Source organism: Flavobacterium sp. CFBP9031 (genome assembly GCF_034044945.1).
In the GTDB taxonomy this organism is placed as follows: domain Bacteria; phylum Bacteroidota; class Bacteroidia; order Flavobacteriales; family Flavobacteriaceae; genus Flavobacterium.
The window spans coordinates 170,452-195,470 of the sequence record NZ_JAXCWF010000007.1 but is presented as its reverse complement, the minus strand read 5'-3'; the positions used below and the strand labels follow the sequence as shown (position 1 = coordinate 195,470).

Annotated in this window: 12 protein-coding genes; all 12 read right to left on the bottom strand. The window is 35.6% G+C overall.

Translation table 11 applies throughout. The features are described from left to right. Positions 1-48: 48 nt before the first annotated feature. A complete protein-coding gene (locus tag SOM12_RS13635) occupies positions 49-1,755 on the bottom strand; it encodes a polysaccharide lyase (RefSeq protein ID WP_320493815.1) in 1,707 nt (568 codons plus the stop codon). A gap of 241 nt (positions 1,756-1,996) precedes the next feature. After that, positions 1,997-2,665, bottom strand: coding sequence for a DUF3826 domain-containing protein (locus SOM12_RS13630; protein ID WP_320493814.1), 669 nt, complete (start codon positions 2,663-2,665; stop codon positions 1,997-1,999). A 284-nt stretch (positions 2,666-2,949) separates the two neighbouring features. Continuing rightward, entirely contained in the window at positions 2,950-4,662 is a 1,713-nt protein-coding gene (locus SOM12_RS13625; protein ID WP_095930348.1) for a polysaccharide lyase, read from the bottom strand. Between the two features lie 102 nt (positions 4,663-4,764). Continuing rightward, the gene (locus tag SOM12_RS13620) at positions 4,765-6,741 is read right to left on the bottom strand and encodes a RagB/SusD family nutrient uptake outer membrane protein (RefSeq protein WP_320493813.1); all 1,977 of its coding nucleotides are present in this window, start codon (positions 6,739-6,741) and stop codon (positions 4,765-4,767) included. Between the two features lie 18 nt (positions 6,742-6,759). Next, on the bottom strand, positions 6,760-10,152 hold the full coding sequence (locus SOM12_RS13615; RefSeq protein ID WP_320493812.1) for a SusC/RagA family TonB-linked outer membrane protein: 3,393 nt from the start codon (positions 10,150-10,152) through the stop codon (positions 6,760-6,762). Positions 10,153-10,818: 666 nt separating this feature from the next. Then, the gene (locus SOM12_RS13610; protein WP_320493811.1) at positions 10,819-11,601 is read right to left on the bottom strand and encodes a rhamnogalacturonan acetylesterase; all 783 of its coding nucleotides are present in this window, start codon (positions 11,599-11,601) and stop codon (positions 10,819-10,821) included. A gap of 4 nt (positions 11,602-11,605) precedes the next feature. Next, positions 11,606-12,592: a pectinesterase family protein gene (locus SOM12_RS13605; protein ID WP_320493810.1), complete on the bottom strand. Its 987-nt coding sequence runs from the start codon at positions 12,590-12,592 to the stop codon at positions 11,606-11,608. Positions 12,593-12,802: 210 nt separating this feature from the next. After that, complete coding sequence (locus SOM12_RS13600; protein WP_320493809.1) at positions 12,803-14,821, bottom strand: aceric acid hydrolase; 2,019 nt, start codon at positions 14,819-14,821, stop codon at positions 12,803-12,805. A 231-nt stretch (positions 14,822-15,052) separates the two neighbouring features. Next, positions 15,053-17,512 (bottom strand): T9SS C-terminal target domain-containing protein, encoded by a 2,460-nt coding sequence (locus SOM12_RS13595; RefSeq protein WP_320493808.1) that lies wholly within the window; start codon positions 17,510-17,512, stop codon positions 15,053-15,055. Between the two features lie 16 nt (positions 17,513-17,528). Continuing rightward, positions 17,529-19,856: a DUF5703 domain-containing protein gene (locus SOM12_RS13590; protein WP_320493807.1), complete on the bottom strand. Its 2,328-nt coding sequence runs from the start codon at positions 19,854-19,856 to the stop codon at positions 17,529-17,531. A gap of 162 nt (positions 19,857-20,018) precedes the next feature. Next, complete coding sequence (locus SOM12_RS13585; protein ID WP_320493806.1) at positions 20,019-21,443, bottom strand: sialate O-acetylesterase; 1,425 nt, start codon at positions 21,441-21,443, stop codon at positions 20,019-20,021. A 149-nt stretch (positions 21,444-21,592) separates the two neighbouring features. After that, positions 21,593-24,988, bottom strand: coding sequence for a glycosyl hydrolase (locus SOM12_RS13580; RefSeq protein WP_320493805.1), 3,396 nt, complete (start codon positions 24,986-24,988; stop codon positions 21,593-21,595). Positions 24,989-25,019 lie beyond the last annotated feature (31 nt).

Sequence of the window (25,019 nt, the reverse complement as noted above, 5' to 3'; positions counted from 1 at the left end):
TTTTTTCTAATGTCTATTTTCTATATTCTTTACTCTATTTTCTAACTCTTATTGCAACAATGATTTCAGCTTCGCTAATGTATCCGTATTATTTTCGATTTTCGTCCAATCTGTTTTACTGTTTGGATCGATACCGTTAAAATATTTTTCGATGTTCGTATATCCGTCTCCGTTTGCATCTTTGTTAGCATCTGAAGCATCATTTGGGTTTAAACCAAATTTCTTTTCCCAAGCATCTGGAATTCCATCATTGTCTGAATCTTTATAGGCTTTTCCTTTGTAAGTTGGATAGCCGCCAACTTGGTCAGGATGTGTTATGATTCCTTTTTTATATGAATCAGCTGGTAATCTTCTTTTGATATATTCTTTTCCGATATTATTTTCTAAACCGTCTTTTACTTCGATTTTTCCAGTTTTAACTTGTTTGATAATTCTTTCATCAACCGCATCTCTTTTCGGAATTGTAGCTCCAACATTCGTCAAAACAAAATCATAAGCTTCTTCTGCCGACATGATATTGAATTTTGGCATTGAGAAAGGTTTTGGCTGTTTAATAGCTGCTAAAAATTCTTTTGTTTCTGCTTCTGGAAGGTTTTCCAATTGTACACCGCCATTCCAATTGTCTGCCGTAACTTCTGGAGAACCAACAATAAAGTTTCCTGAAACATAGGCTCTTCCGTATTGTTTTGGTTCAATATATCCAGATTCAGGTTTTACAATTCTATGTGCAATAGGCTCGTTTTGCGGCGTTATTGGACCTGGTTTGAAATAATTGTTGATGATGTTCAGCATCGAACGATAATCACCACCATCAAGAGTACGATTCCACCAATTGAATACTACGTTATTTACAAAATTAAAGTCGCCATACATTCCGATAGAAGCATTTCTAGAAATATTATCTGCCCATAAGTTGCGCATAAAAGTGCTATTTAATCCGCCGATTGTACTTCCGAAAGCGTGATTGTACGTATCTAAACCTTCTGATGAAATGGTGTTTTGAATCGTGATATTACAAGCCGGTAATTTTTCTAGTTTTGATTTTGCATTAGCTGCAAACTGATGTCTGTACAAAGAGATATTTTCGTCTAGTCCCCAACTTACAGAGCAGTGATCTACAATAATATTTCCCATTGGATTTCCGCCCAAAGCATCGTCTCTTCTTGTTACTTCGGTTGCACCACGTCTGAAACGCATGTGTCTGATGATAACGTCATGTGTATCAATTTCTAAAGTCTCTCCCGCAATACAAATTCCGTCACCCGGAGCCGTTTGTCCGGCAATGGTCACGTAAGGCGCACGCATGCTGATTCTTTTTTTCAATTGAATAATTCCTGAAACGTTGAAAACAATTGTTCTCGCTCCAACCGCTTCGCAGGCTTCACGGAAAGTTCCTTTTCCGCTGTCTTCTAAACTAGTAACCACAAATATTTTTCCGCCACGTCCACCTTGTGTGTAGGCTCCACCTCCTTCAGCACCTGGAAAGGCAGGAATATCTGCAAAAACAAAATCTTTAGGATACGAAGCCCAAGGCAAATATGGTTTTCCTTGTTTTGCTTCTTCTTTGATTATATGAAGATTAGCATTCCAGATTTCGCTCAGCCTTTTTTCTTCATCAGCTAAAATAGCATCTGCTTTTTCCTGAACAGGTTTTGGAATTACAGGATATTGGGCATACGCCGATGAAACAAGTGAACAAAATGACAACGCCATAAATGTTCTCTTTAAAGTATGGTTTGGGAAAATATTTTGCATTGAATTGTGTGTGGTTGTAGTTAATAGTAGTTAGTTTTTTAGTGATTAGCTATTAGTAATTAGCTTTTAGTAATTAGCTTTTAGTAATTAGCTTTTAGTAATTAGCTTTTAGTAATTAGTGATTAGCTTTTGTGTTGAGTTTTTAGTTCTTAGCAATTAGCATTTTTAATATTATTATAATTCTTAAATAACTAAATATATGACCACTAGCTACTAAGAACTAATCACTAATTACTAAAGACTAATTCTTCGCTTTCTCTCTTTGCTCAACACGTTCATGCCAATCTTTACTTTCTTTATTAAGATCGTAACCTTGTTTTGATAAATAGTTGTTGATTCTTCCTTTGTATTTACCAAACCAGCCGTGTTTTTCTTTAGATGAACCTGCATCCATTGCATGTTCTCTCGCTTCAACTAAAGCTTTGTAGATATAGTCTTTTTGTTCTGCTGTTAAATTTGGAAGCATATCATTGTAACCTGCAACTGTAATAGGAAGCACTCCATAAGTCATTCCGTCTTTAACTTCAGTAATTTTATCTTCTGATAATTCTTTACTTAATTTTTTGATGTAAGATTTATGCAGTTTTGCAATTGATTCGTCAGCTTTTGCTTTCAGTTTATCAATCTTTTCGTTTTGCTTTTCTTTTGCTAAAGAAGCATCTTCTTTTACTTTTTTGATTTCAGCGTCTCTTCCGTCCTGAATTTCAGTTAGATCTCTAAATTGCTGCGCGATGATATTTGAAACTGCTTTTTCTTTTGCTTCGTTTTTCAAATCTAATTTGGTAACGATTTTTGCAGCTCTTTCGTTGGTAACTTTTACATATTCAGGATCTAAATGCTGTTGTGCATTTAAACTTGAAAATGCAAAAACCAGAGATAATAAACTAGCATTTATTTTATTTAGTGCCATTCTTTTTCTTTTTAGTGAAGTTTTAAACTCAATCATAAGGCCAACGGCCTTTAAGCAACACCATAGGATAACATCCTATGACTCACAATCATGTAGGCATAGCCCTGAAAGGGCGTAAGCCTTTGTCCATATTTCATTAATTGCTTTCGCCCTTTCAGGGCTTTTTTTGCTTCCATTCTATTATACAAAGGACGTTGTCCTTTGTTGTTGCTTTGAGCCTTTCAGGCTTTTTTTGAAAACATTCCTGTTTACTTTAAAACAGGAATGTTTTCAAAAATTGTTCCTTATTTTAAATCTAATAAAGGTCTAACTAATGTTTCTTTGTTATTAGCCAAATCTTTCCAGTCTACTTTTATCGCAGGATTTACACCGTTGATGTAATCTTCGATATTGGTATATCCATCTCCATTTAAATCTCCTTGAGCATCAGATGGATCATTCGGATTTAAACCGTATTTTTTCTCCCATGCATCTGGCATTCCGTCTTTGTCAGTATCTACATAAGGTTTTCCTTTGTATTCTGGATATCCGCCAACTTGAGAAATGTCGGTAATGATTCCTTTTTTATAAGAATCCATCGGTAAACGTCTGTGTTCGAATTGGTAGAAAGTCTTTTTCTCTAATCCTTTTGCATATTCTGGAACTCCAGTTTTTACAGTTCTTACAATTCTTTCGTCCACTTTATCTCTAATTGGCAGTGTTGCTCCAACATTTTTAAGAACAAATTCATATGCTTCATCTGCTTTCATGAATGGACGAAACCATGGCATCGGAAAAGGCTTAGCTGCTTTCATTTTAGCAAAATATTCTTTTGCTTCATCGTAAGTCATTAATTCCCCTTTTTTATTCTCTAGCTGAATTCCACCATCCCAGTTATCTTTAGTCACTTTCTCGTTTCCGTCAATAACATTTCCGTTTACGTAAGCTCTTCCGAAAACCACATAAGGCAATTTACTTCTTCCCGATTCTGGTTTTAAAATTCTATAGCTGATTGGCTGCGTCAAATCGGTTACAGGACCTGGCTTGTAGAAGTTGTTGATGATGTTGTAATTAGCCGTATAATCTCCACCATCTGTAGATCTGTTATACCAGTTGAAAACTACGTTATTTACGAAGTTGAAAATTCCATTCCAACCGATAGAAGGGTTTCTTCCTGCATTGTTAGCCCACATATTTCTCATGAAAGAACAATTTTCTCCACCTAAAGTACTTCCGAAAGCGTGATTATAAGTATCAAGAGCTTCTCCAAATAAACTGTTTTGGATCGTGATATTTACCGTTCCAACTTTAATATCTGGGTAACCTGGTCCTGGATTGTACATGTGTCTGTAGATTGACATGTTTTCGTCTAATCCCCAAGTTGCAGAAACGTGATCGATCATGATGTTTCCAACAGGATTTCCTCCGATAGCATCGTCACGACGACCTACGAAAGTTTCTCCGCGACGGAAACGTACGTGTCTGATAATTACGTCATGCGTATCAATCCAAGTTGATTCTCCAGCGATACAAACACCATCGCCAGGAGCTGTTTGTCCTGCAATTGTAATGTAAGGCGCACGAATAATCAACGGACTTTTTAATCTAATAATTCCAGCAACGTTAAATACCACGATTCTCGCTCCACCTTGTTCGCAAGCTTCACGTAAAGTTCCTGGTCCGCGATCTTCTAGACTTGTGACTGTATACACTTTTCCGCCACGACCTCCAAAAGTGTACATTCCACCACCTTCAGCACCTGGAAAAGCAGGAATTTCTGCCTGAGGTAAATCGGTTGGTCTAGCTGCCCACGGGATATATGGTTTTCCTTGTTTTGCTTCTTCTTCAATAACAACTAAAGCTTTTGTCCAAGCTTCATCAGAAAGTCTTTGAGCTTCTTCTTTAATTGCTTTTTCTTGAGCCTGAACTTCTGGACTTATCTTCGGATATTGGGCAAAACATTTTGCACTTCCTAAAAAAAGCAGAGATGATGCGATAAATAATGCGGAATTTTTCATGTTAATTTCTAGTTGTGGTAATTCTTTTTAAACAAATCACCTGTATCTTTTGACGAATACAGGTGAAAAGCTTTGTAATATTTCTGTTTTTTTAATAAAAATCTATTCTTGATAATTGAAAGTACCTAGTCCACCAAAGTTATCATTCCAACCAATAGTTTGTAATAGCCAAGGATTTGCAGTTAAAGCCGTTGTATTTAAACCATTAATATAATAGTTAGGATTGAATTTGATATTAACCGGAGCTCCATTAAAGTTATCCATAGGCGTAACCAATGCTGTACGGATAAAGTTTGTATTATAAAATGTTGCCAACGTTGCTAATTGAGCTTGGAAATTTGCCGCATCTGGATCTGCTACTACATTTGCACGAGCACTAGTCAAAGGGTCTGTAGTTGCCGAAGATGTTGCCACTCTATATTGTAAAAAGTTACCAGTACGTTTTGTTCCGTTAATTGGTGTTAAACCTAATTTACTTACAGTACCTCCTGTAACTCCAGGCAATACTTCGTTATCATATAACATCCATCTTTGAACATCCCAAAAACGTTTTCCTTCATAAGCTAATTCTACTCTACGCTCATATAAAACGGCTTCAATTGCTTGATACTTGTCAGAAAGGGTTCCAATTCCGTAATTGTTTGCTGAAGGAATACCAACACGATTTCTAATTCTTCCTAAATAAGCTATAGTATTACTAGTTTGACCTAAAGCAGCATAACATTCTGCAATGTTTAATAATAATTCAGCATAACGATATTCATAAATATCTGTACCAGAATACTGGAAGTTTGTTTCTTTACTAGCCGCAGTATTCGTCATTTTTCTTACGAATGCTGGACTTGATATTGCAGTATTCCCATCTGAAAACCCTGCTTTATTTGAACCATCTAACCAACGGTAAGCCCAAAGAACACTATTTGGAGTTTCTTTGCTTCCCCATTTAGAACCAGAGAAGGCAAAAGTTCTGTAAAATCTAGGATCTCTATTTACGAAGAAAGTAAAATCATTGTAACCGTTTGCGGCAGTTGGTCTACTACCATTTGCCATCGGGAATAAATCAATCATTTCTTTTGGAGCAGCAACTCCTCCACCTGTTCCACCTAAACTCAATAAACGGATTCCTTTTTCCCAAGAGTTATTAATTGCTTGAGAAGTAACACCAAATCCGCAAAGTTGCACTGTGATTGCTTCTGAACAGAAAGCATTATCAATCAAGAACATTTGTTCCCATTGTTTTGCAGTGCTTCCATATAATCCGTAACCATCGGCAGTCAATTGAGCTTCTGCTTCTAATCCTGCTTTCAAAGCCGCTTCCCAACGTTCGTTTGAACCGTCCCAATTTTTATTAAATAAAGGGCTTGCAAATGTTAAAAGTACTCTAGATTTCTGAGCCATCGCAGCTCCTTTAGTAAAACGTCCGTAAGCTGCAGCTCCCCAGTTACTAGGTAATAAACTTGCTGCCATGTCTAAATCGCTAACGATTTGCGCTACAACTTCAGAAACTTTTGCTCTAGGTAACTGAATTGCAGCATCAGTAGCCGATGCATCTTGAACAGTTGTTACAATAGGAACTCCTCCATAAACACGCATTAGATCAAAATACTGCATGGCACGCATGTAATACATCTGCCCTTTTGCTTGATCACGGAATGTTTTATCCAAATTTGAACCTTTTACATCAATGTCTTCTAAAAAGGCATTACATTCTCTAATTCTGTTGTATGGATGGTTATTGATACTAGTTGCCAATTTAGCTCCATAATAACCACTTGCATCAGCTGAGTTTATAAGTGTTTTGTTCGGATTGATAAAATCTTGTGTTCCACCTAACTCTTCTGTCAATCTTGAATTTGCATCTGTATAAGAACCAATAATTGTAGCAGTTGGTGACTTATAAGCATTATAAAAATCATAATATTGATTGTCTACATAGGCTTGTGCACGCTCTTGTGTTTGGTAGAATGTATCATCGTAAAAGCCATAACCTTTCTTATCCTTTAGAAAATCATCACTACAAGAAGCAGCACCTACAGCAAGCAATAGTGATAGTGTTATATATTTAAATGGTGTTTTCATAGTTTCTTTTAATTTTGATTAGAATGATACGTTAAAATTAAGCGACCAAGTTCTAAGTGTAGGATAATTTACAGAAGAATTATCATACATATTTCTATAATGATCTGGATAAGGATTGTATAAATCCCAAAGATTATTACCTGTTACTCCCAGCGTTATAGCAGCAATTTTTGTATCTGCAAAAACTTTCTTAGGGATGTCATAGTTAAGACTTAAGTTTCGAACAAAACAACGGAAAGTGTTTAGCTGCCAGAAATCTGATGGACTAGACATATAGGTCCATTGTGCTACGTTTGGATATTTACCATTTGGATTATCCTCAGCATCATACATATCTCTCCAGAAACTCTCACGAGACCACATATTGTTTGCAGATGATGTACCTTGATTTACTAAGTCTACAAAATTAGCTCCTCCCCAAGAAGTTGCGATTTGAGTTCTCAAAGAGAATCCATCATATTTAAATCCTAAATTGGTTGTAAAACCATAAGTTCTACTGCTGTTAGCCAATTTCACATAATCATTCTCTTTCATGATTTGTCCGTCTGCTGGCGCTAATGTTCCATCTGGATTAAGTTGTCCAGCAACATCTTGATAAGCCAAAGATCCTTTTCTCATTCCAGAAACAGAGTTGATATCGAAATATCTTGGCACTCCTCCAACTGCTGTAGCACGCTCTGTTAAATAAGCCCAGTAATTTGCAATATCTTCATCTGTACGTAAAATACCATCTCCTGTTGAAGTTCCTTTCCAAACTGCAAATCCCCATACTGGATTAAATGATGAATATCCTACACGTGTCGTATTACTTGACGGAACAAGATTTCCTTGATCTGGATATTTTTTGATTTCATTATTATTGTAGCTAAAGTTGATTCCAACATTATAACTCATGTTACTTTTTATCTTATCACTCCAGTTAATAGCAAATTCATGTCCCCATGCGTCAATTTGACCATAGTTTTGTTCAGCATAAGCTCCTCCTACAGAGATTGGCACACCTACAGCACTGCTCATGTCTGTTAACATATCTGTATTTTTATCGTAATAAAAATCATAAGTAAAGTTTAATCTGTTTTTCAACAAATTAATATCAAGTCCAATGTTGTTTTTTATAGTAGTGTCCCATGTTACATTTCTATTTGGATTTACTCTAGGAGTCAAACCATTTCCATTAAATCCACCACCACTCGTTGCTGTACCAGGTCCAAACTGAAAACCTTTGTCTACGATAAGATCATAATATTGCTCCCATCTCCAAGGCTGAATATTATCTTTTCCTGTTTTACCAATAGAGTAACGAATTTTAAAGAAGTCAACCCAAGGCAATCCTTTTTCAAACCAATTTTCTTTAGACATTACCCAACCCACTTGAACAGATGGGAAAGTTCCCCAATAATTCTCTGGTGCAAATTTTGTCGAAGCATCACTACGTAAAATAAACTGGAATAAATATTTTTGTTTAAAGCTATAATTTAAACGTCCAAAGTAAGATAACGTTCCTCCTTCAACTTTTGTAGCCTGGCTATTAGAAAGGCTTAATGTACCAGCTGTACGATAATCTCCTAAATAATCTTTACCTGTTTGCTCATAAGCCAAACGTGTAAATGTATTGTATACTTCAGAAGCTTCACCACCTACCATGGCTCCAATTTGATGATCTCCAAAAGTTCTGTCATAGTTAATCATGAAATCTCCTTGAGTACTTTTACCGTCTGTATTGTTATAATACACTCTCGAGTTTCTTACATTCGTCTCTAAAATATAACTACCTGTTGGATTTGTTGTTGCATTATAAAAACTAGGATTAGCAGCACTTGCTAAGTGTTTGTCTTGAAGTTGATAATCTCTAATTCTAACTAAATCATAAGGCAATTGAATTTGCTCTGTGTAAGCTGAACTTTGATTTCTTGAATACGTAACTTTGAAAGATAATCCTTTAACTGCAGCCAATTTATAATTTAAGGAAGCATTTACATTGAATGTATTATCATCGGTAACTTGATGTGAACCATTATTTAAATTGGCAAAATAGTTCCATCCTGCAATATTATTGTTTGCATTTGCGCTTCCGAAGTTTTTGTTTGAATTTGGAAATGGAGAAACATAATAATTTTTACCATCTACATTTGTTTCCCAAGGCACGTGTTGTGGCATGTGTAACAAGAATCCGTAATCTGCCTGTTCTCCACCAGCAGCAGAAGCATAACTACCATCACTAATATTTGATGATGCTTTAGTGAATGATTTATCAACTGTTCCAACGTTTCCAGAAACAGAAGCAGAAAAATCTAAATTCTTAGCAATTTTCGCGTTGATACCTGTACGGAAGTTCCATTTATCATATTTTTGATTTCCTAAGTTTGCATCTTGTGTCAAATAAGTTGCCCCTGCAAAATAGGTAATATCTTCAGTACCTCCACTCACATTAAAAGAGTGTTTTTGCTGAATAGCTGGTTTCCAAGCTTCTTTTAGCCAGTTATAATTTAAACCTTTCATTTGCTCCAATTCTGCATCCGAATAGATAGTAGCTGGATCAATAACAGCCGGTGCAGCTACTCTAGATTTAAAAAATCTGTTGCTAAAAACTCCAAATTCGTAAGCATCCAATACTTTACTATGGCTCACTGCATCATTTATTGCAAATTGGCTATTGTATGAAAACTTTGCTTTACCAGCTTTACCACGTTTTGTTTTTACAACAATTGCTCCTTGTGAAGCACGCGAACCGTAAATTGCAGCAGAACCATCTTTTAATACCGTAATACTTTCAATCTCAGAAGGATCTAATCTGTTGAATTGCTCCAATGTAGGCTTACCATTACTTGGATCAACCTGAATCATATCGTCAATAATGATTAGAGGAGTGCTAAAACCTCCATCTTTAGATAAACTAAAAGTTTGACGGATTTGAACACTTCCTGCATCACCAGGACGACCAGTACCACTCGTAACAGTAACACCAGGAACTAATCCTTTTAATGCGTCAGATAAATTGGTTACAGGTAAATCCATTAAGTCATCTGCCTTAATAGTAGCAATCGCTCCTGTAAGTTCTTTTTTCTTCTGACTACCGTAACCAACTACAACAATATTTTCTAATTGATTAAAATCGTCTTCCATTTTTGCATTAACAATAGAACGATTATTAAGAGGAATTTCTATTTTCTTCATTCCGATGAAAGAAAATACTAATGTCCCTCCGCTTTTAACTTTAATTTGATACTTTCCATTGTAATCTGTTGTCACTGAATTTTTGGTAGATTTTTCAGTTACGTTAACTCCAGGTAATAGTCCACCTAAATTGTCTGTAACGGTTCCCGTTACTGTAACTTGATTTTGAGCATAACTCAATACACTCATCAGTGCAAACAAAAGAAAACTACATCTTTTTATAAGTGCTTGTTTCATAAATGTTTTTTTTGGTTAGGTTATTAATTGTTAGTTAGTCATGTTTAATGCGTTTCGTATATTGACAAAATTTTTCTTAATGGGATATTAAATTAATTTTATTAAATGTTTAAAACACATTTATTTTAATATTCCAAAAATATGACGATGACACATTAGAACCGTCCTGCTCTATCCTGTTTTAATCATGTTATTTCAAAAAAAAACACTCAAAAAAAACAATATTAATAAAAAACGAATGGAAAAAATAGACGAACCCAAATATTTAAGACAAATGTTTGCTTATAACAAAATTTAAAAACTCATTTTGACTAAAAAACAATAAGATTGTTATCAAAAATAAACATATAGTATATATTCTGCAAAACTAATTACTATCACTACTGATAAATAATAGCTTAGAAAATACTAATTTTTACGAAAACGATAGAGATAAATACTCTAAGTATATTTTTTTCAGATTAAAAAACTTACAAAAGCAAATACAGGATACCTACAGGGTACTCCAAAAAAAACCTTAATTTATTTTACTAAAAAAAAATATTTTTAAACGTAAATTCTGACCAACAAATTGCAAATAGCTTTTTTTCTAATTTTTGATTGATGGAAAGCAAAAAAAAGCCCGCTAAATCCAATCATTAGCGGGCTTACCTTCTTTTTTTAAATTTATAATTTCTTCATTGCGTTAAAAACCAATTGAGCAACTTCAATTCCGCCCTGAGTTTGGAAATGGGTATTGTCTTTTTGTCCCTCTGGAAAAGCAGGAAACTTACCCGCTTCAAAATTCATAAAGTAATTCGTAGTGACATATTCATGACCTTTTGAAGAGAAGAAATTCATCGAAAGTTCATTCAGATCAATATATTTTACCTTCAATTCCTTTGCAACCTCAATAGCAGCTTGCGGATAATCCCCATGAACATTACTTAATTTCCCATCTTTCCAAGGATAATTTCTAGCAACTGGAGTAAGCACAATTGGTGTCGCGCCTTTTTCTTTGGTCTGATTAATAAAAAGTCGAAGAAACTCTTTGTAACCTTCAATATTTACATAACGTTCTGTTTTCTCTACAGAAGCATCATTATGACCAAACTGCATCATGACAACATCTCCCTTTTGAAGAGATTGGTAAACCGAAGACCAACGCCCTTCCTGAAAAAAAGTTCTTGTACTTCTTCCTCCTTTAGCACGGTCATCTACTTTTACTTCTTTGGCAGAACCTAAAACATTCTTTACCAGTTTTAAACTGTCTTTTTGAAAAAAAGGCTGAAAAACTTGTCCCCAACCTACTTGCGGAAATTTTTTAGTTTTATAATTTTCTTCTAACGAATAATCGGCAACGGTAGAATCTCCAATTAAATAAATGGTCGTTACTTTCGACTTAAAACTAAAAGCGCTCAGTATTAAAACCGAGCACAATGTTATTGTAAAAAATCTAAACTTTTTCATGAGTTTATTTTTTTGGATTCCATCCGTTAAAAACTAAATCTATATTATATTTCTGTACATCCTCTTTTTTTAACTGATGCGACCAAGAAACACGTTGAGACAATTCTTTGGCACTCGAGCCTTTACTTCCATATTCGGCATAATAAGCGGTTTTATCCTTATCTGGAAATCGAGTATCAATCCATGCATTCCAACCTTCTGGCATAATGTGCGAACCTAAATCAGTATTAATTAAAACCGTTTGTGCATAAGGTCTCCAAGGTCTTCCCAGAAATACTTTATCTACCGATTTGTCTTTTACGGTAAGCTTACAATCAACAAAAACAAAACCGTAAGCTTGTCCCTGCGGAGTTGAAGCCGCTGTAATATAGGAATTGACTAAACTTTCAATCGTACATTTATAAAAATAAGCCGAAGCAGCGCCGAAGATAAAATCGGTTGTACCATTAATAAAACAGTTTTCAAAATAAGTTCGAGTATTTCCTTCCGACAAATAAAGTGTATCCTGATTTCCTAAAAGATTACAGTTTTTCACAATAACCCTGTCGCTCTTTATATGAAGTGCAACCGCCTGTCCTACTCTTCCTGCTGTATTTTCGACAGTTAGATTTTCAAGCGTACAATCGTTTCCTTTAATCATGAAAGAATACGAAGTTCCTGTTCCAAATTCTTTTTTACCCGACGGATCTGGTTCACGAAGCGGTTTCCCTGAATAATCATCAAATGAAATAATCGTCTTATTTCTATCCGTCCCTTTTAAAGTAATGAACGTTTTAGAAACCGGAATTTCCAATTTCTCAATATACTTCCCTGGCTTTATAGTAATTACAACTCTTTTTTCTGAATTGTCTTTCACATTATTTACCGCTTCCTGAATGGTTTTAAAATCTCCAGAACCATCTTGAGCCACGGTCAATGCCAATTTATTATCGAGTGTTTGGGCTGATAGGGAAATTGTTGTTATTAAAAACAGAGTTAGAATGTATTTCATATGTTTTTTAATAGTTTACTTATTGATCTATTTTTTTGTCATTTCGACCGTAGGGAGAAATCTCCGCAAGTAGCTCGACAAAGATTAGCGATTAATAATGTGGAGCTACTTGCGGAGATTCCTCGTTCCTCGGAATGACAAACTGTTGGGTTAAAATCCGTTTAAATCCGCGTTTTGCCAAGGGCAATCCGTTTCATCCGCGTCCAAAACTTAATGCGACATCCAAACCGTCATTTCGCCTTTTCCTTTATTTCCCCATGCAAAATAAGGAATTAATTTTATTGGAACCGCTGTTGCATCTTTGGAAGAAAGTGGTTTGTACAACGTTTTATTCCAAGAATTATTCGAATTTATAACAGCTTCTGCATCAATGCTTACTAAATTTCTATTATTCAATATAAAATTGTTAGTCGTAAATTTAGATTTCAAATTTAAAGCCACATCATTTACACTTATTTTCGAAGGAAGCTGATCTGATTCTAAACAATATACCAAAGGTCCTCTTTTTACAGCGACCTGATTTTTAACTTCTTCAACCAACGGATTGGCTTCCATTAATTCAACTGGCATTGGCAAGTTCAATTCGATAACATCTCCTTTCTTCCATTTTTGATTTAATTTCAAATAAGTTCCTGAAACTATTTTATCTGTAATTTTAGAATTGTTAACCGAAACTTCAGCATTCTGACTCCAGCCTGGAATTCTTAAAAAGAAGTTCTGTAAATCTTTTGGAGCTTTTACAATTTTGAGCGTTATTTTTCCGTCCCACGGATAATTGGTTTGCTGTTCGATTTCGATTTCTTCTCCATTTAAAGATTTTGTTTTCAATTGATTACTTCCGTATAAATTTACATACAAACCTTCTTTCGAAATATTGTAAGCATAATTTCCAACTTCGGCAATTGTTCTGGTCACGTTTGGCGCACAGCAATTTGATAAGGCAATATAGCCTTCACGCTCATTCCCCCAACGCTGATGAAACGGCAAATCGTTAGAAACATTCAGCGGATTGTTATACAAGAATTTTTCTCCTTCTAAATCCATCCCCGAAAGCACACTATTGTATAATGCTAATTCTACAATATCAGCATATTTCGCGTCTCCCGTAATTTGAAGCATTCTCCAATTCCATAACACATTTCCAATATTGGCGCAGGTTTCGGTATGAGCCGTTGCATTTGGCAACTGAAAAGGTCTTCCGTATGCCTGATGAATTTTCTGCACTACAGTTGGATCATACGAAGTTCCGTCTGGAGAAACGCCGTCATATAAAGAACCGCAACCTCCAGTAATGTACATTTTACGATACGTTACATCATCCCAAATTGATTCTAAATTGTCTAATAATTTCTTTTCTCCTGTTTCTGCATACAAATCGGCAACTCCGGCGTAAAGGTAATTTGCTCTTACGGCGTGACCCATTGCGGTTGTCTGCTGTCTAAACGGAATTCGATCCTGATTGTCATCGGTTCCGTCATTTGTAGTTCCGCGAATATCTATAAGATTATTGGCTAATTCCAGATATTTCGGATTTTTAGTCGTTCTGTACATTTCGACAATTCCCATATAATGAGACGGACAAATCGCATTTCGAGCTAATTCTGGTGAAGCTTTTTTATAGAAATCATACAAGAAATCGGCAACACCTTTTGCAATATTCAGGAAGTTTGTTTTTCCTGTGGCACGATAATGTATGCAAGCTGCAGTCATTAAATGTCCCATATTGTATTTCTCAAAACCCAATTGTTTTTTCACTTCTTCTGGGCCTAAAGTTCCCCAGCGCTCATCGATTAAAACTGGCGTATGGATATAACCATCTTTGCGCTGTACTTTCGCGAAAAGCGCAATAGCTTTATCCATTTCGGTATCCAGTTTTTTATCTTTTGTAACGGCATACGTTGCCGCCATTCCTTCAAAAATCTTATAGAAATCACCATCATGAAACGAAGGTCCTTTGAAAGTTCCTTTGCTTAAACCTGCAGCAATTTCGAAGTTTTTATAAGCATGCGAAACTTCATCATTATGATACAAATCCCACATATACGGCAATGTATTTTTGGTTTCTACATCAAATTGTTCTTTCCAAAAACCGTTTGTCCATTTTACATCTTGTAGGCCAACGCTTTGCAGTTTCGAATACGGACTTTCTGAATTCGCAACCAAACCTTTGTTCTGCGCAAAGATTACAGTTGAAAGCAATAGAGATGATATGATGATGTTCTTTTTCATTTTGATATAAATTTAATCTGCTGGATCTGCTAAATCTGCGAGAGTTTAAATTTTTTTCGCAGATTTATCAGATTGCGCTGATTTATTTTTTTCTTTTAATCTATTATAATCTCCTAATCTGTTTTTTTTCACGCAGATTTTGCAGATTTTAGCAGATATTTATTGATTTTTATTCTTTAAAAAAATCTGCGCAGATCTGCCTAAATCAGCCAAAATCTGCGTGAAACTTTTCTAGTTTACAAAGAAATTAATGGTTCTGCTCATTGAATCTCCGTCTGCATCTTTTACCGTTAGGACGAAAGAAGCAAATCCTTTTTCAACAGTTGTAAACTGAATTTCTTTTCCTTTTAAAACTACTTTTCCATTTTTAAGCTCTGAGAAAGTATACACAGGTTTCTTTTCATAACCTTTGAAATAATCTGCAGCGTTTAAAGTTTTTTTATCTTTTAAATTCACAAAATAATGAGGCTGAGCCAACCAGTCTAAATAATTATCCAACTGTGTAAATCCATCTTTATCAGTATCTTGATTTGCATCTGAGAAATCTCCAGCTGGTGAATTTTCGTTTAACCCAAAAGCTTTTTCCCACCAGTTTGGCAAACCGTCATGATCTGTATCCCAATCTGCTGGACGAGTTTCTGAAACAAAATTTGGCCATCCGCCTGCATCTTGTTCGTTATCAATCATACCTCCCAAACCGCTTTTACTTCCCTTATAAGTAAAAGTTCCTTTTAAAGTTTCATTAATAATTCGGTTATCATGTTTGTCAAAAAACGGCTGATTGGCTCCAACATCAGAAAGTACATCTTTATACGCCGCTTTAGCTGATTGCGTTTTTACATACGAAGGAAAAAATGGTTTGTCAACAAAAGTTTCATATTCTACTTTCTCTTTATTGGTTGTCGTAAATTTTCTTCCTTTATCCTGAGATTTTTCATCAAAATAACCTGGCATAACATTTCCGTCAAAATAATAGCGCTGCATACCTTTTCCAACGCCTTCATGCTGTGCATTCAGCGCCACAAAAATTGCTGTTGAAGCTCCTGGTTTATAATAATTATTTACAAAATTTACCTCGTTTGCACCACCGTCAGTTGCTCTTTTCCCCCAATTGTACACCACATTATTTGTGATATCCAATCTTCCAGTGTAAAATCCGTCACCACTTAAACCACCGCCAATACTCCAGTTACGTCCGTAATTGTGAGCCAATAAGTTATGATGAAAACTTCCGATATCGCCGCCAATTGTTGCTGCATAACCGTGCATTTTTCCAGCTTCATATTTACCGTGTCCAGCAACATTTAACGCCTCAGAAATTAAAGTTCGCTGTAACGTAATGTGATGCGCTCCACGTGAACTAAACGACTCATCAATTGTCCAGCTTATCGAGCAATGATCGATAATACTATAATCTGCACCCGTTAATCCCATTCCATCGAATGTTCTCCCTCCGCCGATACGAACTTTTAGAAATCTCATAACACCATCATTTCCTGTCAAGCCTATTGGAGCTCTGCTAATCGTAATTCCTTCGCCTGGGGCAGTTTGTCCCGCAATAGTGATATACGGCTGATTTGCCACTAATCTCGATTCTAGTTTTATATTTCCAGAAACATTAAAAACAATCGTTCTCGGTCCAATTTCTTGATTGATAGCATCACGTAAACTTCCTGGTCCATCATCATTTAAATTCGTTACTTCAATTACTTTACCGCCACGTCCCCCAACTGCGTAACGTCCGTAACCTTCTGCACCTGGAAATGCCAATTGAGCCGGTTTAAATGACCAAACATTTCCTAATGTAACTTCGCCATTATTATCTACTTCATCTACTCTCCAGTAATAGGTTGTTCCTGAATATAAATCAGAAACTGAATACGATTTGTCAGTCAGTTTTCCTTTAAATTCTTTTGAAGATTCAGTAGCATTTTCTACTGCATTTTTATCTTCACCAAAATACAATTTATGAGAGGCCACATTTTTTACAGCATCCCATTTTAGAGTTAAAGTTTTGCCCACTTCAACATGTTCATCTCTATTTTTAGGTTCTGGAGTACGAGCCTGATTCATCAAATTTGGCGTATCAATTTCAAAACCGTTAATCACAATCTGTTTTACAATATCAGGATTGGAAGTTGGGTCAATTTCAAAACGAACGATTACGTCTTTGCCCTTTTCGGCATTAAAAGCAATATAAGCCATCGAAGCATCAATTTTAGCATTGGCTCTCTGACTCGCATTTACGGTTTCCTGAAGTTTTCCGTTTACATAGATTTTAATTGGAGAAAAAGTTTTTCCTGTAATCACATCAAAGGCGTTATGGAAAGTTAAAAGTGTATGTTTTCCCGCTTTCAACCCACTGATTTTCAATTCTAAATTTTCAGCCGTAACCAATCCATCACTTCCTAATCTATTGTAATGCGGAGCACTCATTCCGACTTTGTACCATTTTGAAGTAAAATTTCCTTTTAACTTAAAAGACACATTATTAAATGATTTTTCGGCTTCTTTTCCTTCATTAATTACCCACGAATCATAACTCGGATCATGAACTTCTTCTAGTCTTCTTTGAAAAAAATCAAAGTCCACTTTTACAATTTGTTTATCAGTATTTGCGACTGATTGTGCCTGCCCATTTGTGGTCAAAAGCATGGACAAAACAGCACCGCTTATTAATTTCTTTATCATTTTTGCTTGGTAATAGTTAGTTTAATTTCGTTTTCTCTGCTTCAGATTTTCCTAATAGATTTATAATGTCTTTTTCTCTTTCTTTTGGAATTACTTTTAAAACCTTCAATTCTCCATTTAAAAGTTCGGCTTCAATTGTTGTATTTTGTTTCGCGTGTAATTTAAAGTGAACGTTCCAATCTTTTGGCCATGCTGGGAAAAGATAGATTTTCCCGTTTGCTTCCTGCAAAAGCATTTCCTGCATACCAATCATTCCCGATCCGCCCCAATTATGATCTGGAACCCAGTCAAATCCAGGACCCCAAAAAGCTGGAAAACGTCTTTCTGAATTGGCCATTTTTAGCGTATTATATTTTGCTGCTTCTTCGGTTAATCCTAAACGAGCCGAAAAAATATTGTCTTGTTTCCATCCAATATGACTTCTGAATTTTAAAGCATCAGAATCGTATTTCCATGTATTTAAAGCTGTTTCTAAATCTGGTTTCCCAACACCGCAAATTCCCCACGGATAAACGGGATACAATTGCGGAACTTCAGAATTATTTACTCTTTCCCATGTTTTGGCAGGAAGTAAAACTTTGTGATTTTCGATTTGTCCAAAATTTAAAGGCGGAATTCTCGTTTGAAATGCTTTTAAATATTCAACGTCTTCTTTTGACAACTGATTTCCTGAAAGGTTTAAAAGGTTTTCTGTAATAACTTGCAAAGCCGAAATCGTGCTATTCGAATTATTGGTCATTTTATAAGTTTCAGCAGCTGAACCTGGAAAAAGAACTAATTTTCCGTTTCCATCCAATGCTTTTCTTCCTCTTTGTTTGGCTAAATATTGATAATGTTCATCAAAAAAACGAAGACAGCTTATAATGAATTGATTGTATTTCTGAATATCTTCTCCAGCATATTCTTTCTGCTGCAACATCATTTGACAGAATTCCAAAACGGTATCCCATTCGTATTCCAGCCAAGCATTATATTCCATTCCCGGATCGTAATCTGCGGGACGTTTCCATTCGTATTCTGCTGGATTTGGGAGTCCAAAATTTTCTAATTGTTCTGTGAATGATGCTCCGTTATGATTCCAATATATTTTCGAGCGCAATTCAGCATTTTTCTGCAAACTCAAATAATAATCCAGTTGCGATTTCATCATATCAAAATCACCGCTTTTTACCATCGGAAAATAAACCAATCGCTGATTTTGAGCCGTCATTGTTCCTCCTCCCCAATTTCTGAAATCAGGAGTAAAGTTCAAGTCTTTATTGGTGAAAACAGGATCAACCGTAAAAAGTCCGCCGTTAAATTTTGTTGGATATTTTCCATACGCATTACATCCGAGCATATAACGAAACAACTGATAATTTTGTCCGATTTGATAAACCGAATCTTTCGCAGTCGATCGATTTTTTTGAATAAAAATAAAACTGCGGTTCCAGAAATTATTCCACCATTTTTGAGTGTTTTTTTCAGCTTGTTTTGCTGTGTTTTTATTTTGAGAAATCAAACTTTTTAATCCATTATCCCAAGTAGAAAAATCAGATTGGTTCGTGTTTAAATAAATTTCTAAAGAATGTTTTTTCGATGGTTTTATGCTTGATAAATTAAAACCTTTAAAATCAGTTGACTGGTATTTACCTAAGTAAGTTCCGTTTGGTTTTAAATTTTCGCCTTTCATAAATCCGCCGAAAGTCAGATTCGCAATCGGGTTCAACATTTGGGCTTTAACCGATTCCATTTTCTGCTGTTTTACGGCTACATCAAAAACAGTATTTTCTCTATTTTTATGATAAAATTTGACACCATTATTTTCAAAAGCAATTGAATCTTTAAAATTGACAAGATCGCCCTGAGGAGCCCACTTATAAGAATTGGCGTTATTTTCTTTTCCTTGTGAAATACGGTTTTGATGACGCCAGCTTTCATAAGACGCTGTCATTTTCAATGGATTTTTACTTTCTAAATCAACATGAATTATTGGTTTAAAAACATCCACCCAAAGCTTGATTTTAGTATCATTCTGTCCAACTAAAACATAACCGTCTTTTAGTTTTAATTCCTGATGAAAACCTTCTTTTGCCTCAAACGGATTCGGACTCAAACTTACTTTTACTCTCCCTAATTTCAATAAAGTATTATGTTCATCGAAAGTACCACTTCGTGAAAAATAGAAATACAAATCACCTTTCTCTACCCAGACATTCATGCCAATATCACCGCCTCCCAAAGGCATCGATTCTGATGAATTGTTGCTTTGTTTTGTCCAAACCTGATTGTAATTATCAAGTGTAGGGATTTGCGCTTTAATACAAAGCGTGGTGAAGAGAAGTATGTATTTAATGTATTTCAATTTTATCTGTTTTTTTTTTAGTCTTACTTGTCATTCTGAGGAACGAAGAATCACACTAGAAACTTCGCATAGAATGTCTTAAATCTTTGTCGATTTACGAGTGTGATTCTTCGTTTCTCAGAATGACAAACTACGTGTCAATTCACAATTCACAATTCATAATTACCATTCATCCGTTCTAAACGAAGAAACCGGCAAACCGCCTGCGCTAAACAATTCCGCTTTCGCGAAATCTTTCCATAAATATCGAACTGAAACTGGATTCTTAACTTTATCTGAAGTCAGAACCACCGATTTTCTTCTTACAACTGTTTTAGCTGGATAAAAGACTTTATCTGCTCCTGCGATTTCAAAACCTAAAACTTCTTTATCGTAAGACGTAATTCCGTTTGCAACATCATCAAAAGAAACGGTTACATCTCCATCTTTTATTTCCACCGATTTGTATTTCGGACTTTCGAATTCAAAACCTTCAATTCCGTACGTTCTTGCCAAAGCCTGAAAAGCCAAACGGTTTCCTCCTTTTTCTTTGTCCATCGGGTGAATGTTATTTTCTTCTCCAACATCCATTAAAACTGCCATTGCTGAATTCGGAATTTCCTTTGAAGCCTTTAACTGCGCTTCTCTCAAATAAGCCGAATTGTATTTTTCTAAATAATCTTTTGGATGAAATGAAGCATAATTAAACGGTGCAATCTGAGCATAGTAAAACGGAAAATCTCCTTGTTTCCATAAAGCTCTCCAACTTGAAACCATTTTCTTCATTAAAGCAGTATATTCAGAAGCTCTTTCATAATTCGATTCTCCCTGATACCAGATACATCCCTTAATTCCGTAACCAATTACAGGCGAAAGCATTCCGTTAAATAAAGTAGTCGGAACACGATTTGGATCTTTTGCCAATTCTTCTTTTGTGGTCGGAATTTTAGCGCTTGCAAAATCTTTCAGCATTTCCTGATTCATCCATGCTTCCATGCTCGAACCTCCGTACGAAACATGAATCAACCCAACCGGAACATTTAAAACTTCCTGTAAAAGCGATCCAAAATACCAAGCCGTTGCACTAAAATTGGAAGTTGATTTTGGAGAAGCTTCTTCCCATTTTCCTTCAAAATCTTGCAATGGTTCTAAAACTGTCGCTCTTGGAATTGTGATTAAACGAATATTTTTATTAGTTGATCTTACGATAATTTCATTTCCATTTTTTACTGGCTGTCCTTGAAATCCTTTTAAAGGCATTTCCATATTCGATTGTCCAGAACAAAGCCAAACTTCTCCAAGCAAAACATTTTTGATGGTCACTTTTTCATTTCCTTCTGAAACTTCAATCGTGTATGGTCCACCAAAAGAAACAGTTTGTAGTTCTGTTTTCCATTTTCCTGAAGCATCTGCTTTTACTTTATAGATTTTAGAATCCCAACTAGTTTTAATTACGACGTTAGCGTTCTTTTCTGCCCAGCCCCAGATTGGTGCGTTTGATTTTTGCTGTAATATCATATTGTCTGTAAACAATGCAGGCAGTTTTATTTTAGCATTGATTTGAAGACTCGCTAAAATCGTTAATAATGCAATAATTGATTTTTTCATTTTTTATTTATTTTTTGCCACAGATTAAAGGATTATTAATTTTAGTTATGTCAGGCTGAGCGAAGTCGAAGCCCGATTCCAATTGAAGCGCCCTTCGACTTCGCTCAGGGTGACAATCCAAATAATCATTTTAATCTGTGACTAAATTTTTATTCATTTTTCTCTTTCAAAATCATAACCGGCCCAAATAACCCTGCTTTCAACAATGGTTCTCCCTCCAAACGAAACGGCGCTGTTGTCCATGTTAATCTCTCTTCTTTTGGCAACTTTTGATCGCCAATTAATTTGTTTGCCCACGTATTTGTAACTTTTATTTCTATTGAATTTTTTCCTTTTTGCAAAGCTTTTGAAATATCAGTTTTGAAAGGGAAAGTCCAAAGCGTTCCACAATCTCTTCCGTTGATTTTGATTTCGGCGATATTTGAAATTTTACCTAAATACAACCAAGTTTTATTGCTATCTTTTCTTTTCCAGATAAACTCTTTTTTGTAAATAACAGTTCCTGAATAATACTTAATCTGATCATTATCTGAAGTGCTCCAATCAAAAAGTTTATTGGTTTTCACCACTTCTTTCGGACCTTTAAATTCTGCATCAAATTGTAATTCCCAATTTTCATCTAAAGTCTGAACTTTTTCAAATTCAGAAGATTTTCCTTTTACTAAAACTTCTTTTGTTTCGTTTTTAAAAATCACAAAACCAGATTCATTTGCATCTAAAGTTATTGATACAATTGTTCTTCCGTTTTTTATATTCCAATTGACTAAAGCCGAAGTTTGATCTGTCACAGGATTATACCATTGTGGAACTTTCCCAGCTATTCTGAAAGAAGCATCAAATGTTCTTTTTTCATTCTTTTGATTCGAAAGAAAATATAAATCTTCACTTTCTGCTTTTCGGTGTGCGTATGCAATAGTTTCTGAATCTATTCTGTTTAAATTTGGAAAATAAACATCTTGAGTGATTCCAATGGAAGCAAAATCATTTCCTAAATATGGTAACTTGATAACTGTTCCATTTCCGATTTTCCATGAAGAAGAATTGGCATTATTCCAGATTTCATCAATTACATTCTGCCATTTCTTTTGATCGGCTTCTGATTGAATTCCCGGTTGAAGATTCGGTTTTTCATCTACAAAAATGGTTGCGCCGTCTTTTAGCAACTGCAGGATTTTTTCGGCGGAAGCCAAAGATAAAATCTTATTCGGTGCCATTTTATGAATTCCAGGAAAGAATAAAGCACCGTATTCAATTCCACCTTCAAAAGTTACTTTTCCGTTTTGAACTTTCGCTCTGTTGATTAAAACATCGGCATTAAATGAATCATATTGATAGCCATTTAACGGATTAATCCATTGTGATAAATCGGTTATGTTTTTAGAATAAGTCACTTCTTTTGGCATTTTAGCCGTTGGCTGACCTTCATTTTCTAAACGGATTTTCTCGCTTTCGAGTCTTGCTGTACCAAATACATTCGGAATAAACGGAACCAAACGATCCGGCACGAAAGAACGGGAAGGAAAATCTTCACCAATAAAAACAGCCAAGTCAATTACAGGTTTTCCTTTTTGCAACTGAAATTGTACTCTTTGACAATAATCAAACCAAGCTTTTCCGGGTTTCCACCAAGTTTGGTCTCTTTGGAAAAAAGTTCCGATATCGTCTAAAGTCATTCCCGGTTTTCTATCCGTCCAAGGATTATGGACAAAAACGTGATAGAATAAACGGTTAATTCCTAAAGCATAATTTCGGTCAGCTATTGTTTTTAGATTTCCGGGATGTTCGTCCCAATCCATACGCAGAGCCGTAAAAGATTCTGCCTGAATAATATCTTTTCCGTAAATATGTCCGCCCGAAATAGCATCGACCATATCAAAAGGTTTGTCGTGTGTGGGGCTTTTCAGCCAAAATTCACCGCCCGGATAATCGACATATTTATAATGTAGCAAAGCATCACTCATCATTGTTGGCGCGACGTTTTCTGAACTTAACTTAACGTTATATTCTTTGGCAATTTCAGCGACAGTTCCATAGAAATTATCAGCTACTAAATCGGCAATTGTTTTTCGAACATCGTATAAAACTTTCTCTGAAAAATCGGCATTTTCTATCGGAATTCCCGCCATAACTGGAAGATAATCGACAAGATCGTAGCCACGTCTCTTTTTAAATTCAGCCTGAAAAACCGAAGACCAGTTTTGACTTCCACATTCCCAGCTGTCGAAATGCAGGATTTCTAAAACTTTTGAAGCCAATTCTGGACCAGCCGAACGAACTGCTTTTCCAAACCAATGATCTAGCTGAAAACGAATTAATTCTGGATTAAATTTATCTACTTCCAGTCCTTTTCCTGCTCCGCCAGTTGCATTTTCATGTCCAGTCGAAGTGTGTCCCATTCGGATAATTTTCCATTTACCTTTTGGCGCTTTCCAATTCAAGTTTCCATCAGCATCAACAAAATTCGAAATATTGATAATTTCTGATTTTTTAAATGCGTCAGAACTTGGAATTTCTTTTTCAGTAGTCTGCGGAGTCAAACGCCAAATTGCTCCAGATTTTCCTTCGTAATTATTAATCAACGATTGATTCGAAAGTATAATTTTACTGACTTTCAGATTCTGTTTCCACTTCGCAAAATCCAAATCTTCTGCTCCAGGTTCTGTTCCTTTTGGATCATAAACGAATCTGAAATATTTTGCTGTAACTGGCGTAATCGTATGCGTATTTGGGAAATCCATGTCTTGCCAGCCGTGGCGTGGTGCAATCAATCTTTCATGGAATCTAAAATTGATTCCATTATCACTCACTTCCACAATCAGACGTTGTGCTTGAAAATCTCTTCCTTTGGTTTCTATTACAATAGATTTGCAGGTAAAAGGCTGTGCAAATTCGTACTGAATCCAACCTGCATCGGCAAACTTGAAGTTTTCGTCCTTTTTAGGATCAACTAAAAAAGAAGCATCGGTATTGTTTGATGTGGTCACTTTTGGCAGTTGCATCTGCGAAGTAATTTGGTATTCTTTTATCGGAATAGCAAAAGTGGCAATGTCTTTATAATAATCTTTATAGTGTTCTGGAACTGGCAATTTTAGCGCAACTTTCTTTCCACCTAAAATTTCAGTTGAAGACCAAACAACTTTCTGCATTGACATTTCTGGTGTAATCCAAGGCCCGCCAGCAACGGCAAATCCGTCTGCTCCGTGAAAAGCCAATTTCAAACCTAAACGATTCGCTTCTTTGAAAGCCCAATGAATCATATCCCAAAATTCAGGCGACAACTGTAAAACTGGCGGATCTATCAATGGCGGATTGGCTGGTCCTTTAATCGTCATTAAATAAGCGCCCGCAATTCCGGCTTGTTTCATGGCTTCTAAATCGGCTGTAATTCCAACTTTAGAATATGCTGATTTCATCCAATACCAATACACCCAAGGTCTTGAGGATTCTAATGTTGGCTGAAAAGTGGTTTCTTTTTTATAGACTTCCTGTGCAGAGACAATGCTTGCTAAAAGGAGTATAAAAAAGAGGTGTTTTTTTTGAAACATTTTTACTGTTTTATTTTCGTTTGTAAACCCG